This is a genomic window from Mesorhizobium sp. 113-3-3 (genome assembly GCF_016756495.1).
Classification (GTDB): Bacteria; Pseudomonadota; Alphaproteobacteria; order Rhizobiales; family Rhizobiaceae; genus Mesorhizobium.
Genome location: NZ_AP023245.1, coordinates 133,741 through 148,687 on the forward strand (window position 1 = coordinate 133,741; position 14,947 = coordinate 148,687).

Annotated in this window: 14 protein-coding genes and 1 pseudogene; 10 read left to right on the forward strand and 5 right to left on the reverse strand. The window is 58.6% G+C overall.

Going from position 1 to position 14,947, the window contains the following annotated elements; translation table 11 throughout:
* Positions 1-3 precede the first annotated feature (3 nt).
* The 3 genes from JG746_RS36325 (at position 4) to JG746_RS36335 (ending at position 2,829) form a co-directional block, all read left to right on the forward strand.
* Positions 4-900 carry a DUF6328 family protein gene (locus JG746_RS36325; protein ID WP_199200818.1) on the forward strand — a complete coding sequence of 299 codons (897 nt, stop codon included), beginning with the start codon at positions 4-6 and terminating at the stop codon, positions 898-900.
* A complete protein-coding gene (locus tag JG746_RS36330; RefSeq protein WP_199200819.1) occupies positions 897-2,048 on the forward strand; it encodes a DUF2252 family protein in 1,152 nt (383 codons plus the stop codon). Before JG746_RS36325 ends, JG746_RS36330 begins: the two co-directional genes overlap by 4 nt.
* Before the next feature lie 280 nt (positions 2,049-2,328).
* Positions 2,329-2,829 carry a DUF6894 family protein gene (locus tag JG746_RS36335; protein WP_199200820.1) on the forward strand — a complete coding sequence of 167 codons (501 nt, stop codon included), beginning with the start codon at positions 2,329-2,331 and terminating at the stop codon, positions 2,827-2,829.
* Positions 2,830-2,946: 117 nt separating this feature from the next.
* Here JG746_RS36335 and JG746_RS36340 read toward each other — a convergent pair whose 3' ends face one another.
* On the reverse strand, positions 2,947-3,144 hold the full coding sequence (locus tag JG746_RS36340; protein ID WP_199200821.1) for a hypothetical protein: 198 nt from the start codon (positions 3,142-3,144) through the stop codon (positions 2,947-2,949).
* Positions 3,145-4,549: 1,405 nt separating this feature from the next.
* On the reverse strand, positions 4,550-4,849 hold the full coding sequence (locus tag JG746_RS36345; RefSeq protein WP_199200823.1) for a DUF1236 domain-containing protein: 300 nt from the start codon (positions 4,847-4,849) through the stop codon (positions 4,550-4,552).
* Between the two features lie 539 nt (positions 4,850-5,388).
* On the opposite strand from JG746_RS36345, the gene JG746_RS36350 reads away from it, so the two are divergent.
* The gene (locus tag JG746_RS36350; protein ID WP_199200624.1) at positions 5,389-6,486 is read left to right on the forward strand and encodes a glycosyltransferase family 4 protein; all 1,098 of its coding nucleotides are present in this window, start codon (positions 5,389-5,391) and stop codon (positions 6,484-6,486) included.
* 192 nt (positions 6,487-6,678) lie between these two features.
* Positions 6,679-8,847: an amylo-alpha-1,6-glucosidase gene (locus JG746_RS36355; protein ID WP_199200625.1), complete on the forward strand. Its 2,169-nt coding sequence runs from the start codon at positions 6,679-6,681 to the stop codon at positions 8,845-8,847.
* 536 nt (positions 8,848-9,383) lie between these two features.
* On the opposite strand, the gene JG746_RS37555 is transcribed toward JG746_RS36355, so the two are convergent.
* Complete coding sequence (locus tag JG746_RS37555; protein ID WP_244731051.1) at positions 9,384-9,647, reverse strand: hypothetical protein; 264 nt, start codon at positions 9,645-9,647, stop codon at positions 9,384-9,386.
* Positions 9,648-10,076: 429 nt separating this feature from the next.
* Between JG746_RS37555 and JG746_RS36365 the strand changes: the two genes are divergently transcribed.
* Complete coding sequence (locus JG746_RS36365) at positions 10,077-10,508, forward strand: hypothetical protein (protein WP_199200626.1); 432 nt, start codon at positions 10,077-10,079, stop codon at positions 10,506-10,508.
* Positions 10,509-11,601: 1,093 nt separating this feature from the next.
* Here JG746_RS36365 and JG746_RS36370 read toward each other — a convergent pair.
* Positions 11,602-11,847, reverse strand: coding sequence for a DUF6894 family protein (locus JG746_RS36370; RefSeq protein WP_199200627.1), 246 nt, complete (start codon positions 11,845-11,847; stop codon positions 11,602-11,604).
* A 121-nt stretch (positions 11,848-11,968) separates the two neighbouring features.
* Here JG746_RS36370 and JG746_RS36375 point away from each other — a divergent pair.
* Both JG746_RS36375 and JG746_RS36380 read left to right on the forward strand, forming a co-directional pair.
* Positions 11,969-12,677: pseudogene (locus JG746_RS36375) on the forward strand (Crp/Fnr family transcriptional regulator).
* Positions 12,678-12,968: 291 nt separating this feature from the next.
* On the forward strand, positions 12,969-13,190 hold the full coding sequence (locus JG746_RS36380) for a hypothetical protein (RefSeq protein ID WP_064982348.1): 222 nt from the start codon (positions 12,969-12,971) through the stop codon (positions 13,188-13,190).
* A gap of 165 nt (positions 13,191-13,355) precedes the next feature.
* Here JG746_RS36380 and JG746_RS36385 read toward each other — a convergent pair whose 3' ends face one another.
* Positions 13,356-13,607, reverse strand: a complete 252-nt coding sequence (locus JG746_RS36385) for a hypothetical protein (RefSeq protein WP_199200628.1) — start codon at positions 13,605-13,607, stop codon at positions 13,356-13,358.
* Between the two features lie 226 nt (positions 13,608-13,833).
* On the opposite strand from JG746_RS36385, the gene JG746_RS36390 reads away from it, so the two are divergent.
* Together JG746_RS36390 and JG746_RS36395 are read left to right on the forward strand one after the other, a co-directional pair.
* Positions 13,834-14,301 carry an Hsp20 family protein gene (locus JG746_RS36390; RefSeq protein ID WP_199200629.1) on the forward strand — a complete coding sequence of 156 codons (468 nt, stop codon included), beginning with the start codon at positions 13,834-13,836 and terminating at the stop codon, positions 14,299-14,301.
* Positions 14,302-14,374: 73 nt separating this feature from the next.
* Entirely contained in the window at positions 14,375-14,884 is a 510-nt protein-coding gene (locus JG746_RS36395; RefSeq protein WP_199200630.1) for an Hsp20/alpha crystallin family protein, read from the forward strand.
* The last annotated feature ends 63 nt before the right edge of the window (positions 14,885-14,947 follow it).

Sequence of the window (14,947 nt, forward strand, 5' to 3'; positions counted from 1 at the left end):
GAGGTGACGCCCGACAAGAGAACCAAGCTGGCATTGGATGAATCGCGGACGCTAATGCTGGGCGCGCAGATTTTGCTCGGCTTCCAGCTTCAGGGACCCTTTCAGACAGCATTCTCGTACCTGCCGTCCCATGCCAAAGTGATCTACGTCATCGCGTTGGGCGTGATGGTCCTCGTTGTCGGGCTTTTAATTACACCGAGCGCCTACCATCGCATTGTCGAACACGGCGCGGCTGGACCGCGCGTTGATCGTTTTATTACCCGAGCCGCCGAAACCACACTCGCGCCGTTCGCTTTGGCGATGGCCCTGGACCTTGCTATCGCCGGGGAGGTTATCGGTGGAGTCTCTGTCGCCTTCGGTGCCGGGACTGCGGGGCTCGTTTTGGCGTTGACGTTCTGGTACGGCCCGATGGTTTTCAGAGCGGGGCGACAGGAGGGAGCATCAGCCATGCATCAAACGTCGACCGAGACCAAAATCGAGTATGCGATGACCGAAAGCCGCATTGTGCTGCCCGGGGCACAAGCCATGCTGGGCTTTCAATTGGCAATTGTGGTCACTCAAGGCTTCGCCGCCATGCCGCCGCTTGACAAAGCTTCTCATGGGATTGCCCTGGCGTGCGTTGCGTTGTCGACCGTCCTGCTCATGACGCCGGCGGCCTATCACAGGATCGTCTATGGCGGAGAGGCGGCGCCGGCGTTCTACATCGTGGCGAGCAGGCTGGTCCTCGCCGCAACTGTATTCCTGGCGGTCGGACTGTCCGTGGAGATGTACGTCGTGGTGCGCAAGATTACGGGGATAGCCGCAGCGGGCGTCTTTGCCGCCGCCGTCTCAATAATTGTGCTGGTCGGCCTTTGGCATGTCTGGCCGCTGCTGCGCCGATGGCGGGAGAGGCAGCCATGAACTTCTCGGATCGGCCAAGGTATCTGGAGCGGTTGCGCCTCCGCAAAATGGCAAAGTCGCAGCATGCATTTGTGCGCGGCAGCGCATGGCTGTTTTATGACTGGCTGAACAAGCATGATGAAGCATTGCCGCAAGGCCCCGCTGCCTGGATCTGCGGCGACTGCCATCTTGGCAACCTGGGAGCGCTCTCGGACCTGGAAGGCGGCGTAGCGATCCAGATCCGGGATTTTGACCAGACCGTCATCGGCAACCCGGCAGATGACCTCGTGCGGCTGGGCCTCTCGCTGGCTTCGGCCATCCGCAGTTCCGACCTGCCGGGCGTGACAACAGCGCACATGCTCGACAACCTCCTCGCCGGCTACATCAAGGCAGCGCCTTCGTCAGGCGCGCGGGGATCCGAGGACCTGCGAAAGCTGCTCAAATGCGCCGCGCATCGCCGCTGGCACAACCTCGCTCTTGAGCGATTTGAAGGACAACAGAAGCAGTTGCCGCGCAACCGCCGATTTTGGCCCTTGCATCACCCCGAGCGCAGCCAGGTGCGCACCTTCTGCCAAGTTCTGGATATCTCAGGCCTAACACCTGAGACGGAACAGCACGGCAAGAAAGGCTGGGAATTCATGGACGCGGCGTACTGGATCAAAGGATGCAGTTCGCTCGGGCATCTGCGCTTTGCGGCCCTGATGCGGGGCAAGCATCGCCGCATGGCGCTGCTCGACATCAAGGAAGCGACTGCTGCGGCCGCTCCCTCGGCACGGCGGGCACAGATGCCGGGCAATCATGCTGAGCGTGTCCGGGCAGGCGCGCGCGCCATGTCCCCAAACCTTGGCGATCGCATGGTGTGCGGTGAAATTGAGGGGAAGCAGGTCTTTGTCAGGGCTATATCGCCACGCGATATGAAACTCGAAATCGACCGGCTGACATGTCGACAGACGCAGGCGCTTGCCCGCCACCTCGGTTCGATTGTGGGCGAAGCACACGCACGCCAGATGGACGTCGCGGATTGGCGCAGTTGGACCCGCGAACTGTCGCACGCGACTGGCGCGAACACTAAGACACCGTCGTGGTTATGGACAAGCGTCGTTGACCTGCTCGCAACGCATGAGCTTGCGTATCTCGATCATTGCCGACGGTTCGCGCTCGCAAACTAAGCCCTCGAAACGCGACGACGGGGAACCTCCAAGTCGATGGCTAGTTCATCCCTGACATGGGAGAAAAACGACATGACAACTGCGGACAAGAGAACCTTCAGGCCCCTCAATCCAAGTCTCCATCACAGCCTGCAACGCCGTCCCCGTCCACCCAGAGGTCTCCGGCGCCGGGCCCGCCCTTTCCGAGCATTCCAAGGACGCCAAGGCGCCAAAGAGCGGGCGACAGCCTGGGGCGTATGTCAAGGACTGACCCGAAAGACCGGCAGCGGTGGAGTATCCCATGCAGATTCTTGAAACGGTCGTTGAGAACGGACCTTTCCCGACAGTCCGCTTCGTGGGCGAAGGCGGTGAGGCGATTTCCGTCTCCCTGGCCTATGACAGCGCCCTCGATGACGTGCAATTGATTGCAAAGGCAAAGGTGATGCTGTTGCATGCCGCTGCCTTCGATAAAGACAGCGGCGCCGCACACGCCAGTGTGCGAAGTCAGCTGGAATCGGGCCGCGCCGCGTCATATACCCTCGAGTATCAAGACAAGGGTCAAGTGCGAGAACTCGCAGGCCTCTCGTTTCCCACGCTGCAAGCGGTCTTGGACGAATGCCGACGGTCTGCGGCCGACCTGTGGCAGGACGCGCTCTCGCGTGGTGAGTCGCCTGTCGGCTGGGCGGTGCGGGCTAAGGATGCAAGCGGAGCCGTCGTTGCGACAGTCGATTATGAGGATGTTCGCGCACCAGATGACGCGAACGTGACTGGCGTAGCTGAGCCGACCCCCTCGAGCTTCTAGCCATATCGTGCTGATGCCCGGCGTTGTGGTGGGCGCCAGCCGATCTGGTGACGGAGGCTATGATCGTGTGGAACGTCACAGCGGCCGCATTCCCGGCACGATAGTGGGCGTTCAGCGCTACAGCCGATCGAAATCAGCAAGCCCCAAACGTATTCGCTGGCCCTCTGCGTAGGCCAAGGCGAACGGCTCCAATTCGAATGATCGGGTTAGTTCCTCGTCGCCGTCAACCACGCGGACGAACCATTCTCCGCAGACTTCGATTACTTCAACGCAGGGGCCGACCTGGTCATTGAGGCTTACGGTCACGCTATCCATCGCAAGCTCCTTAGAACGCAATGGGAAAACATCGACTTTTATAAGGCTCCCCCGCAGCTGGTTTCAATATCAAATGTGTATCGCCGTAGGGACGGACGATCGGGGACAAGGCCTGGATAGGGATAACCCTGCCCCCCCGAACAAGCGTGGAGTGGTCGGATCCGCAATTGTGATCCCCACCGCACGGGCGGAACATTAGCACCGCTTAGCGGTTCTATTTGAAACCTCCGAATCCCACGTGGCTATGATGTCCGTATTTGCGTTTGAATTGGTCTATTTTGCCGGTCTGACGAGCAACGACCTGCTCGGCTGTGTCGTGTCCCTGCTGGCGTGCCTCGTACTCTTCAACGTCATTGCAAAGGATCGCCCAAATCAATAGAACTTGCGCTCGGGGGGGCGTTGATGCCTCATCGTGTGCACCACAATCTTGGCCAGACGAAACGCATGCTCGTCGCAAGTACCATGCGATGTGAGTTTCGAGGCAGTCAGTCGTCGCAAGTGGCGCCTTGACACAGGAGACTAACCTGGCCGCGCCGGCCGTTTGAGCCCGCCGGTCGAAGCGGCGAATCTCTCCCTCCTTCTGTCGGCTTTCAATCAACAATTGATGTACGACTTTGTGATTTGTCGGCATGGGTCTGACGGCGTTGCCCGACCCATCGCCCTGAAACGACCCGCCTGCGCGGATCACGGTTCGAGCAGTCCCGAGATGCGTTTCGGTCCTGGCGTTCTCTTCTGGATTTATTCCGTCGCCGCAGCTTCACAGTACGCACCCAACGACCTCTCGATCGGGTAGCCTGGATGTCTGACCCACCGCGCTTCAGATTGATCAGATTGAAGCTTCGCGCGCTTTTCTATCGCCGAACTGGCCGACTCAACGTCCTGCGCCGGAAAGTGACGCGACAATGAAGAGATCACGGACTCAGCGTGCCTCTCGGCGTTTGCTCCGATGCCTCAGAGGCCCCCCTCAAGCCTGCAATGTCGGTGCTGCGGAGGCGACGAGTGCAAGGTCAAGGGCGGAAAGAGCGGCCAAGCCCCTTTGCGTGAGGTTGGCCTGCCTGCGGGCGCGCCGCAAGATGGCGCCGAGTTGCTTTTCGCTGCGAGCAATAGACGCATCAGCGTTACGCGGATGCGTATACTGTTGACTTCACGCAGCCCTATAATTTGCCTGTATACGCCTTCGCGTATACGCGGGCTGCGCGGAAACCATCGGTTTGCTCCACGTCGAATAACATCAAGACGTGTTACGGGGCGGGAAAGCGTAGCGAATGAGCCATTGTTGCATGCGGGGATGAGGCCCGTGCGCGTCGGCTCCCAGTAGGGCAGGGCGGGGCCTGAGTGGCAGAGGATGGCCGCAAAGACTACGAAGCCTGCGGCCACCCTTCCGCCGCCCAATCAACGTCTAACGTTAATCGTACACCTTGACGATCTTGCGCGTGCCCGGATCGACTAGGACGGTCCGGTTGTCGATGACAACGTACCGGTATTTGACGTTGGGAACCTCATGCAGCTCAACGGTATCAGGTAAAGCTGTGCCGACATTAAGTTCAACGCCAGGAAGCTTGACGGAAGCCAACGGTTGCTTTTTCACATATTCCCGGATGACCGTGTCCTGTTCAGGCTGGATCACCACGTCCTCCGCCGCGGCCGCACCCATTCCGACTATGAGCAAGAAAGCCGCAGCGGCGGCACCGAAATGCATCCTCATGATTTTCTCCTTCAAAGCGAGTTAAAGAGCACCCTTGTCGGCGCTCGCAAATCTAACCCAGAGGGCGTCGAACCGTTCCAGAGTAGGACTTTGGTCCCAAAATCGGGTTCTACGCCTGACCCTGATATCCGGGCCACTCGGATCCGAGGCTGAGGAACCTGACGGGTCTTTGGCCCAGGCATCCAAATGACCGAACCCAATCGCGGTGTGGCCTCACATAGAATCCATTCGGACCGCCCCACTGGACCGCCGCACCCAGGCGCTGCCGCTGCGGATTCGAAACGAACCAATTCAGGCTTGGGCGACATCTTCGTGAGAAGATAGTCAGGCGGGTCCGAACACCTCGTGGCTTGCCTGAAGTTGGCCTTTGCAGCGATTGCGCCCGCCGCCGAGCCCTTGTGTGCGGTTACGCCCGTGTCAGACCGTCTGTCGTTACGTCTTTCGGGAACATATTAGCAATTCGAAAGTTTGCGGCCGAAAGGGAGCGGCGCTCGCATGCCGTCGGCCTTGTCGAATCTTAAGTCGCGGACGCACCTACAATGAAGATCGCCCAGATTGCACCTCTAATGGAGTCCGTCCCTCCCAAGTTCTACGGGGGTACCGAGCGCATCGTCTCTTATCTGACGGAGGAACTTGTTCGACAGGGCCACGAGGTGACGCTGTTCGCCAGCGGCGACTCAAGGACTTCGGCCGAACTCGTGGCGTGTTGCGACGCTGCGTTACGCCTGAGCCCTAAAGGAAGGGACCCCGTGCCGTGTCACGTTTCGATGCTTGAGCAGGTGCGCAGATGGGCGGACGCTTTCGATGTGCTGCATTTCCACGTCGACGTGCTTCACTTTCCGATGATCAGAGAATTTAGCAGGCGCACCGTCACGACCCTTCATGGCCGGCTTGACCTCCCGGACCTCCCACGACTTTATGCGATGTTCGATGACATTCCGCTGGTCTCGATCTCCGAGGATCAGCGCCGGCCGATGCCGCCGGTCAATTGGCTCGGAACGGTCTATCACGGCTTGCCGCCTGGTATCCTGCCGTTCCGTCAGAAGGCCTCGAGCTATCTGGCGTTCCTTGGCCGCATCTCTCCGGAAAAGGGACCGCTGGCCGCGATCGAAATCGCCGCCCGAGCAAAAATGCCGCTTAAGATCGCGGCCAAGATCGATTCGGTTGACCGCTCGTTTTGGAGAGAAAGCGTCGAACCACAGGTGCTGCAAAATTCACATGTCGAGTTCATTGGCGAGATTAACGAGAAGCAAAAGGCGGAGTTCCTGGGCAATGCGGCCGCGTTGCTGTTCCCGATCGACTGGCCCGAACCGTTCGGGCTCGTGACCATTGAGGCGATGGCCTGTGGAACGCCTGTGGTGGCGTTCAACCGTGGCGCAGTTCCAGAAGTCATTGATGATGGGGTGTCGGGATTTATCGTGGAGAATATCGCGGAGGCCGTGAAGGCCGTTCGTCGCGTAGGTGACCTCGATCGCGCTCGGGTGAGGAGGACTTTTGAAAAGCGGTTCACCGCCGAGCGCATGTGCGCCGACTATATGGCGATCTATCGCTCGCTCACCGGCGACAAGCGACGTTCCTCCCGACGCAATCGCTATGCTGGAAACATAGCTGGTCAGGCAACTGAATCGGTGGCGTAAGCGATCGGCTGGATATCAAGGCTGATTGCTCAAAATCCAAAATTCGTCAATCATAGCATATCAAGTCGAACGACGCTTTTGCGTTCGGACCATGCCGCGACGAGGCGGGCGCTGGTGAAGAATTTGACGTTGGCGACGATCGACAAGCATGCGCCCTCATGGACAAAGTCTCTTTCGAACGGGAGAGCAGACATGATCGCTGAAACCGAAGATCGCAAGCTTGACCCAGCTGTGGCGCCGACGCCGATCGATGACTCGGCGCCACGCGAGCCTCACCGGCAATTTGCGCTCAAGCATGAGGACTGCTTCATCGTTTCCGACGGCTACGGCGACATACGTGGCACCGGCGACGGTCTCTTCCGCGACGACACGCGCGTACTGTCGCGCTTCCGTCTGTTCATCGGCGGGCGCACTCCTTCCCTGCTTGGCGCTTCGCTGTCCCAGGACAACATACTGTTCACAGCCAATCTCACGAACTTGGCCACAACGGGTCCAGAGGGTCGTGAAACGCTGCCGGGTGTCGTCCACGTCGAACGGACACGGTTCATCTGGCAAAATCGCATGTTCGAGCGGGTCGCCTTCACGAATTACTCTGGCCGCGAAGTGCTCCTGCCTGTGAGATTCGACTTCGACGCCGATTTTCGCGACATGTTCGAGGTCCGTGGCACTACGCGCAGCCGCCGAGGTCACGCCCATGACGCGCTGATCGGCGAGGCAAGCGTCACGTTTCGCTACGAAGGGCTCGACAATTTGGCGCGCCAGTCGAATATTTCATTCTCGACCCGGCCTGACCAGATCCAGTCCAACCACGCCGTGTTCTTCATTGTAGTGGGCAGGCGTGACGCAAGGGCGCTGTTTGTAGAGGTTGGTCACGACGAAGAAGTCCCCTCCAGCGACCGCTTTCGAGCCGCGGCGGCCCGAGCACGATTTGCGATGCGTTCGAAGCGGCGGCAGGGCGCCACCGTCTTCAGTTCCGGCCGCGTGTTCAATGACTGGCTTACGCGCACGCGCGCCGACATAGCACTGCTCACCACCGATCTTGAGACCGGCCCGTATCCTTACGCCGGCATTCCATGGTTCTCGACCGCTTTCGGTCGCGACGGCGTCATCTCCGCCCTTCAGATGCTTTGGCTCAACCCGGCACTTGCCCGCGGGGTCCTGGCATTCCTTGGGCGCCATCAGTCCACCGAGACTTCGACATTCGATGATTCCGAGCCCGGCAAGATCATGCATGAAACGCGCAAAGGGGAAATGGCGGTGCTGCGCGAACTGCCGTTCGGCCGCTACTATGGCGGCGTCGATACCACTCCCCTCTATGTTTACCTCGCCTGCTCCTACGCCGATCGCACTGCCGATGAGCTCTTTGTCAATCGCATGTGGGATTCGCTCTGTGCGGCGGTCGGATGGATAGAGGATGTCGGAACGCGCAACGGCGAGGGCTTCGTGACCTATAGCAGGGCGGCGGACACTGGGCTTTTCAACCAAGGCTGGAAAGATAGTGCCGACGCCATATTCCACGCCGACGGCACGATCCCGAGGGGACCCATCGCACTGGTTGAGGTGCAAGGCTATACCTTTGCAGCTTACCAGGGCATGGCAGCACTCGCAGCCAGACGCGGCGACCCGGTGAGGGCAGCGCGCTGGAGCGCTCTGGCGGAAAGTATCCGCAACGCAGTGGAGAGGCATTTTTGGATGCCAGACCAAAATTTCTACGCCTTGGCCATAGACGGGGAAGGTAAACAATGCGCGGTGCGCGCTTCTAACGCCGGTCACCTGCTTTATGTCGGGCTGGCGTCGGCGGAGCGGGCGTCGTCAATAGCCGAGCAGCTCTTGTCGGGTCACCTCAACAGCGGCTGGGGCGTGCGTACCTTGGCCGACGACGAGGTGCCATTCAATCCGATGTCCTATCATAACGGCTCCATCTGGCCGCATGATACTGCCATCTGTGCCGCCGGGCTCGCCCGCTACCAAGAGCGTACCGGCGTCGTTAGACTCATGAGCAGCATGTTCGAGGCCGCGGTTCGTTTTAACATGCGACTTCCCGAGCTATTCTGCGGGTTCACCCGCGCGATTGGCGATGCACCGGTGGCCTATCCTGTCGCGTGTCTGCCGCAGGCCTGGTCCGCCGGCTCGGCCTTCATGATGCTGCAGGCCTGTTTGGGAATTCGGATCGACGGGTGGAACCGTGCGATCGAGGTTGACCGTCCGCGGTTGCCAATAGGCATAGACAATATTGTCATCCGTCAGCTGGCGGTTGGGGAGGCGAAAGTCGATCTCACGTTCGAGCGCGTCGGTGACCACATTGTTTGTTATCTCGATGAGCGCCATGAAGGGCTCGTGCCGCTGGTAGTGCGCTCCTAGCTGGGCCAGTCGCTGGAATTCCCTTGTACCCTGACATTCGAACTTAGGAAAAAAGACCTGGAAGAAACAACACAGGGCGACGACCGGTGTCGTTGTCTCGGCTGCCTTGCTTGGCAAGCTTTCCCGCAAGAATAACTAAATTCATCCGCAGCCGCCCATATTCGGTTTTAATTTCACAATAGTAATCATCAGAGCAATGGCGACGAAAAGCGATTGTCCTCGTCTATTTATGCACAACAGAATAGGCCTGTTCCTGTTCTTCTGCCGGGATTACGCATTCCTCCTGAATATCTGACGGCGGCGTACATCGTGATTGTTGGCCGAGACGATCACGCGTCGCCTAAACGCACTCCTGCCTTGTCGGCCGGGGAACCGGGCTCTACAGAGGCGACTAGCGCACCCCAGGTGCCTGTAATGCCAAGCGCCTCGGCAAGTGAGGGCGTGACTTCCTGAAGATGCACTCCAATGAAGCCGCGTTCGATGTGACCGGTGCTCATCAACTGATCATCGACCCCTCTGCGCGGTTCGTGGATCGATCACGAGCCCGAGCCCGACGCCTTTCGGATTTGCGGTTGGGCAGTGCCCAAGCCGCGACTGTCGAGCGAGTCGAGGAAATCGTTGAGCGACGCCTGATCGTCGTAAAGCTGCTTCGCCGTGATGGCGACACAGCGGGCAGCTTCTGCTGCACGATTTGCGCTGAAATCGTTCGGGATCTCTTGAGCTGAGGCGCTAGCGACACCGGCCGGAATCATCAAAGTTCCCAGCACCAGCCCAACACAGAACTGTTTCTTCGTAAGCATGCTCAACTTCCTGTTGGCCACGCCGGCGTTATTGCGGCCAGGCAATGCTGAACTGAGATTTGCCCCCGCCGGTTTAAAAAAAAATTTTCATGGCCGTTGAACGAACCCGCCAAGTTCTGCCTTAAGTCGTGCCGCCTTGTTGGAGGCTGCGTCTAGGACAGCAAGGACTTAGGCACGGTCAATTCGAACTTGGGCTTCTCGCCGCCATTCACCGCGACGAGCCCAGAAAATTCGAGGTTGCCGGCTGGGTCGAACTGAACGCACGGATAATCAAGCACAAGCGTTCGCAGCGCCGCAAATGACAGCGACCGCATCAACGAGCGCTCTATGTCAATTTTGTCGCGATACGCATCGGGCCGGCTCTTGTCAGGGCGTCGGTGCGCGATAATTTTTTGAAGGGTGGGGGACCTCAAGCCACAGGAGCCTACCATGAAACATCAAACCCTGGAACAACTGCAGACAGTCGCGAAGATTCAGCCTTTGTCGACGTACCCGTTCATGTCTCGCCAACAGCGCATAGAACGTTGGGCAGCGCTGCTGGAAAAAGACCCAGATCGGCGCCTGGGTGCTCTTACCGGCACCGAGTATCTGGAGCGGGAGGCCCGTGATTCGGCACGCTTTGAGGGCTCGCCCATTACCGTGGCGTTTGCGGACCCGGTATTGCGGGAGCTGGGCCTGAGAGATGATTCTTATGGAGAAGCCAAGCGGTTCTTCGAACTGACCGACCGGCAATTGCACAGCATCGTATGCAGTTGCCACGTCGGTACGACATTTAAGGCTCAATGGGCAGCAGCACGGGTTCGCAGAACGATCGGCGGCAACAAGCTGCTTGCATGGTTGAGCGAGAAACTCTGGCACTAAAGCCTTGAGGTGGCAGCTTGGGTCCGAGATACACGTCTTAGTGGCGGCAAAACCATTGGTAGCTGGAAGCAATCAGGTACTGCCCGACGCCAATTTCCTGCGCGTCATTTTCGCACCGCCTCAGAATCCAATGGGATCCGATTACAGTGATGTCCGCCGCGAATTCCTATGCGACTGGCCCGCTGCCCTTAGGAGCGGGCTTTTTCTTCTGACAACGGCCAACAGTTGAAGCATGACCCTGACAAAGCCCGTTCGGCCTGCGCGTACGCGAAACCGGTTCGGGAGCTGGCGACCTAGGTTTGGCTGGCGGGATTTCCCCGATGCGCAGTTCCATGCTCCCGCTTCTCTGTTGAGGGGCCCTGTTTATGCGGTGTTTTTCAAAAATCGCGATCTTCTCTTCGTAGCCAATTCGCACCGTTGCTCCGCAGCCCTCGCATTTGAACCTCCCAACCGTTATCAGCCATGAGCCTTTCCTGGCAGTGGGATGGCAACAGATCGGGCACCGAAATTCGATCGCAATATCGCGAAATTCAAGAGATAGAGGCATGTTTTTCTCTCCCGCTCGGCGGCCGGCACTCAAAACTAACGGGGCGAGCGAAAGTTTCCCGACCTCGGACCTTTTCTATCGGAATCAGACTTTGGTCCTAGCGGCGAAGGAGACGTCCGTCACAGAAGTCCTGGTGCCGCATGTCATGCGTACAGAGGAGAGACCAAGCGACCGATGTGCGCACCCTCAAAGGTCAAGGTGATATCGGGTTGTCGTCTCATCCTCGACCATGGAGGCGACACCGCCGTTACGTCGAACTGCATGCTCACAAGCCAGTTACGCTTCGTCCAGGGTGACAGAGCTAACGACATGAAGGAGAAGGCTGGGCAGTGAGCGTGGACGGTGTATGCAAATATCCTGAGTAATATATCGCCTCCCCGGGGGCACGGTGGTTTTTCGGGGAATCTCGTTAAGCCGCAATCCGCATCCTTCCCCTGGAGGGCTGAATGAAGCCGCGAGCCTTCATCTGCCCGCCCCGAGGCTGTGTTGGCACGGGCCTGATGGCAGACATTAAGCATGAACGGCTGCACTGGGTTGGCGGTGAAATCAAGCTTGATCGGCGGTCCAGCCAGACATCAAGATGAGGGATGCCTCAAACACGTCTGCTCCATTTTCGCTCCGCACTTTGACGGTCAGTTTGAAAAGATCGCGGTCAGGCATCTCGTCGCGCGCGACATCCTGGAGGACCCGCAGGGCCTCGTCCTTGGCGCTTTCCTTCGAGGCGAACAACTGGCCCTCCTCGTCCAGCACCTGCCCCTCGCTGTTGTAGACGTCAAAGAAATACCGGTCCATTCAACGCCCGCTTGCGCTTTGAACCTAGCTCAATCTCCCTTCTTCGATCTGGTTCCTCGTTATGCTGGTAGTTTACGGGAAATGCAGGCAGATTCAGAAAATCAGGCGCCAGGGATTGACCATGCTTGAACCGTTGTACTTACAACTTGGCCAGCACGATGTTCTTTCCGATGCCGAAAGGTCGATGCTGGCGCACGTCGTATCGGGCGGAAAGGAATTTTCGGTCGGACAGGACCTAGTGTCGGAGGGCTCCCGGCCAATCTACAGCACGTTGCTCGTTGAGGGGCTAGCAGCGCGCTACAAAGTTCTGGAAAACGGTGGCAGGCAATTCACTTCGCTGCAGGTGCCCGGAGACTTTGTAGACCTCCACGCGTTCCTGCTCAAAACCATGGACCATGGGATCGTAGCCTTATCATTGTGCCGCGTCATGTTCGCCGACCACACCAAGCTGCGCGTCATCACAGAGAAGGCGCCGCACCTTGGTCGGTTGCTGTGGCTGGACACCCTCGTTGACGCGGCCATCCACCGGGAGTGGATTGTCGCGATGGGACGCCGATCGAAAGTCTCCCACTTGGCACATCTGATCTGCGAATTGTTTATACGTCTGCAGGTCGTCGGGCACACGAATGGAACGAGTTTCAATCTGGGCTGAATTGGCGGACGTGTTGGGACTGTCCGTGGTCTACATGTATCGAGTCATTGGCAGCTTGAGAAAGTCGGCGGCCGTCAACTGGGCCAACCACACGGTCACCGTCGTGGACTGGCGACTGCTCGCTCAAATGGCAGAGTTTGACCCAACTTACCTTAGTATGACGAACGAGCCAAGATAGTCTCGGCCACCACTTAGCCAACGAGGGCGAGCCGGCCGATCGGGTCGCGCCGCAAGCTTGTTGGTATGCTTCGTTCGTGGCGACGTTCCGATGCCTGTCCGTTGGTTGGCAAGTCGCTTCGGACTCGACAGGAACGCCCTGCGCGCCGTGTGATGGCTCTGGACCTCATCCTTTTATGTCGACCGACGCAGGCGCAAACTGCCGTGGTGTAACGTCAAAATAGTGCCAAAATCGTTGGCGATCAAAATGCAATGCGCCCATTTTTGGGCTGACATTGAATGGAGGTTAGCAATGATCCGCAAAGCCGCTATTGCCAGTGCACTTGTCGCCATTTTCACCATGCCTGCTGTTGCAGCCACGGAGTACTGGGTTGCGAAGGATGCGGCGACCAAGAAGTGCGAGGTTGTGAGCAAAAAGCCGGACGGCACAAAACTGACCGACGCCGGCAATAAGACATATACAAGCAAGGCCAATGCCGAAAAGGCGCTAAAGGAACTGGCTGCCTGTAAGTGAACTACCAGGTCGGTGGAGGCCGCCCTGGTGTATAAACAGGGGCCTTCACTCTCGGCGAATGGCACGGCGGCTCAAGCGGCCGAGGCGCCCCATACGTCCTCGTTTAGAACAATACGCGCCGCTAAGCGGCGCGGTCGAACCGTGGCGATCCATTTCGGCCCTTGATCATTCGTCGGCGCCCGGATTCATCTGTGGCTGGACATCGCCTTCATCATCGGGCTCGATCAGGTCGATCAACCCTGCTACCCGTGTTCCTGGCAATGGGCGACCCTGGCTCATCAACGCCTCATCACCGATGGCCCATGCCCATGCCTCTCTCAGCTCCTCGAGCGAGGCACCGGACGCGATGATTTCCGCAATCGTTGCGTCGTCGACGGCTCCAAGGACCGAGACAACGTCTTGGCGTGTCATGGTCATACTCACCTTCACCTGCAATCAGCAGAGCAAATGGGTACTGGTCGAGGCGCTTGCCAGCCAGCCCGTCGAGACGGTCGCTAAAAAGGGTTTCACGACCCTCTTGACGTGATGGAAATCGAGTCCCAACTCATACGCGTCGGTCGCCCAATTGGGACTGACATTGTCAGGGAGCGCCAGGCTTCTTGGCGTTCCCTCGTATCTATGTTGCTCAAAGGAGGATGTAGCTATGAGGACGAACCTGGACTTTTCCCCCTTCTATCGTTCGAGCATCGGCTTTGACCGCGTTTTCAAGATGCTCGAAAATGCCAGCCCGCCACAAAACGCGGACAACTGGCCGCCCTACGATATCGCCAAGCTCGGCGAAGACACCTACCGGATAGTGCTTGCGGTCGCCGGTTTCGGGGAAGATGAGCTTACGATCACGCAGGAGCCAAATATGCTCGTGATCGAGGGCGCCAAGACAGAGAACGACGAGGTTCAGTACCTCCATCATGGCCTGGCGTTGAGGTCGTTCGCGCGCCGCTTCGAACTAGCCGATCATGTGACCATTGTCGGGGCAAAGCTCGAAAACGGTCTGCTGACTATCGACCTCAAGAAAGAAATTCCCGAGGAGATGAAGCCGCGCCGCATCGCGATCAATGTCGAGACCGACAACAAGGCGGCGTCCAAGCGCATTGAAAGCGCGGCGGCCTAATCTGGCTGTCGGCCGGCACCCGTCCTGTCGTGGGTGGGGTCCGGGTGCGACCCAACACGGAAAGGAGAAGGAAATGAACGTACGTGACTTGATTCCCTGGAGCCGTGGCAGCAGCCAGACACCGAGCCTTTATCGCGGTGACGACATGGATCCGTTCCTGTCGTTGCACCGCAATGTCAACCGGCTATTCGACGAGGTGCTCCGCGGTTTTGACACACGTTCGACGCTGGGCCGCATGGCCCCTCTCAACGGCACTTGGCCAAGCGTGGAGTTCTCGGAAACCGATCAGGAAATCCGGGTGACGGCCGAAATCCCTGGCCTCGATGAAAACGACGTCGAGGTCATGCTGGATGATGGTGTTCTGATACTTCGCGGCGAGAAGAAGGCGGAGACCGAGGGCAAGGACCGCCAGTTCAGCGAACGCTATTATGGGCGTTTTGAGCGGCGCTTTAGTCTCGGTCGTGAGGTTGAAGACGACAAGGTGGCGGCGACGTTCAAGAACGGTGTGCTCACCGTGAGATTGCCCAAGTCCAAAAAGGCGCAGGCAAACGCCAAGCGCATTCCAATCAACGGCAACAAATGACGGTCGCGAAGCAAGGCCGGGGCTGGATAAGTCCCGTCCTTGCGGATTGCCAGCATAAAAAAA

Bases quoted from the DNA above. Each gene is read 5' to 3' on its own strand.
- JG746_RS36330 (WP_199200819.1), top strand. From the start codon at position 897: ATGAACTTCTCGGATCGGCCAAGGTATCTGGAGCGGTTGCGCCTCCGC.
- JG746_RS36335 (WP_199200820.1), top strand. From the start codon at position 2,329: ATGCAGATTCTTGAAACGGTCGTTGAGAACGGACCTTTCCCGACAGTC.
- JG746_RS36340 (WP_199200821.1), bottom strand. From the start codon at position 3,144: ATGGATAGCGTGACCGTAAGCCTCAATGACCAGGTCGGCCCCTGCGTT.
- JG746_RS36345 (WP_199200823.1), bottom strand. From the start codon at position 4,849: ATGAGGATGCATTTCGGTGCCGCCGCTGCGGCTTTCTTGCTCATAGTC.
- JG746_RS36350 (WP_199200624.1), top strand. From the start codon at position 5,389: ATGAAGATCGCCCAGATTGCACCTCTAATGGAGTCCGTCCCTCCCAAG.
- JG746_RS36355 (WP_199200625.1), top strand. From the start codon at position 6,679: ATGATCGCTGAAACCGAAGATCGCAAGCTTGACCCAGCTGTGGCGCCG.
- JG746_RS37555 (WP_244731051.1), bottom strand. From the start codon at position 9,647: ATGCTTACGAAGAAACAGTTCTGTGTTGGGCTGGTGCTGGGAACTTTG.
- JG746_RS36365 (WP_199200626.1), top strand. From the start codon at position 10,077: ATGAAACATCAAACCCTGGAACAACTGCAGACAGTCGCGAAGATTCAG.
- JG746_RS36370 (WP_199200627.1), bottom strand. From the start codon at position 11,847: ATGGACCGGTATTTCTTTGACGTCTACAACAGCGAGGGGCAGGTGCTG.
- JG746_RS36380 (WP_064982348.1), top strand. From the start codon at position 12,969: ATGATCCGCAAAGCCGCTATTGCCAGTGCACTTGTCGCCATTTTCACC.
- JG746_RS36385 (WP_199200628.1), bottom strand. From the start codon at position 13,607: ATGACCATGACACGCCAAGACGTTGTCTCGGTCCTTGGAGCCGTCGAC.
- JG746_RS36390 (WP_199200629.1), top strand. From the start codon at position 13,834: ATGAGGACGAACCTGGACTTTTCCCCCTTCTATCGTTCGAGCATCGGC.
- JG746_RS36395 (WP_199200630.1), top strand. From the start codon at position 14,375: ATGAACGTACGTGACTTGATTCCCTGGAGCCGTGGCAGCAGCCAGACA.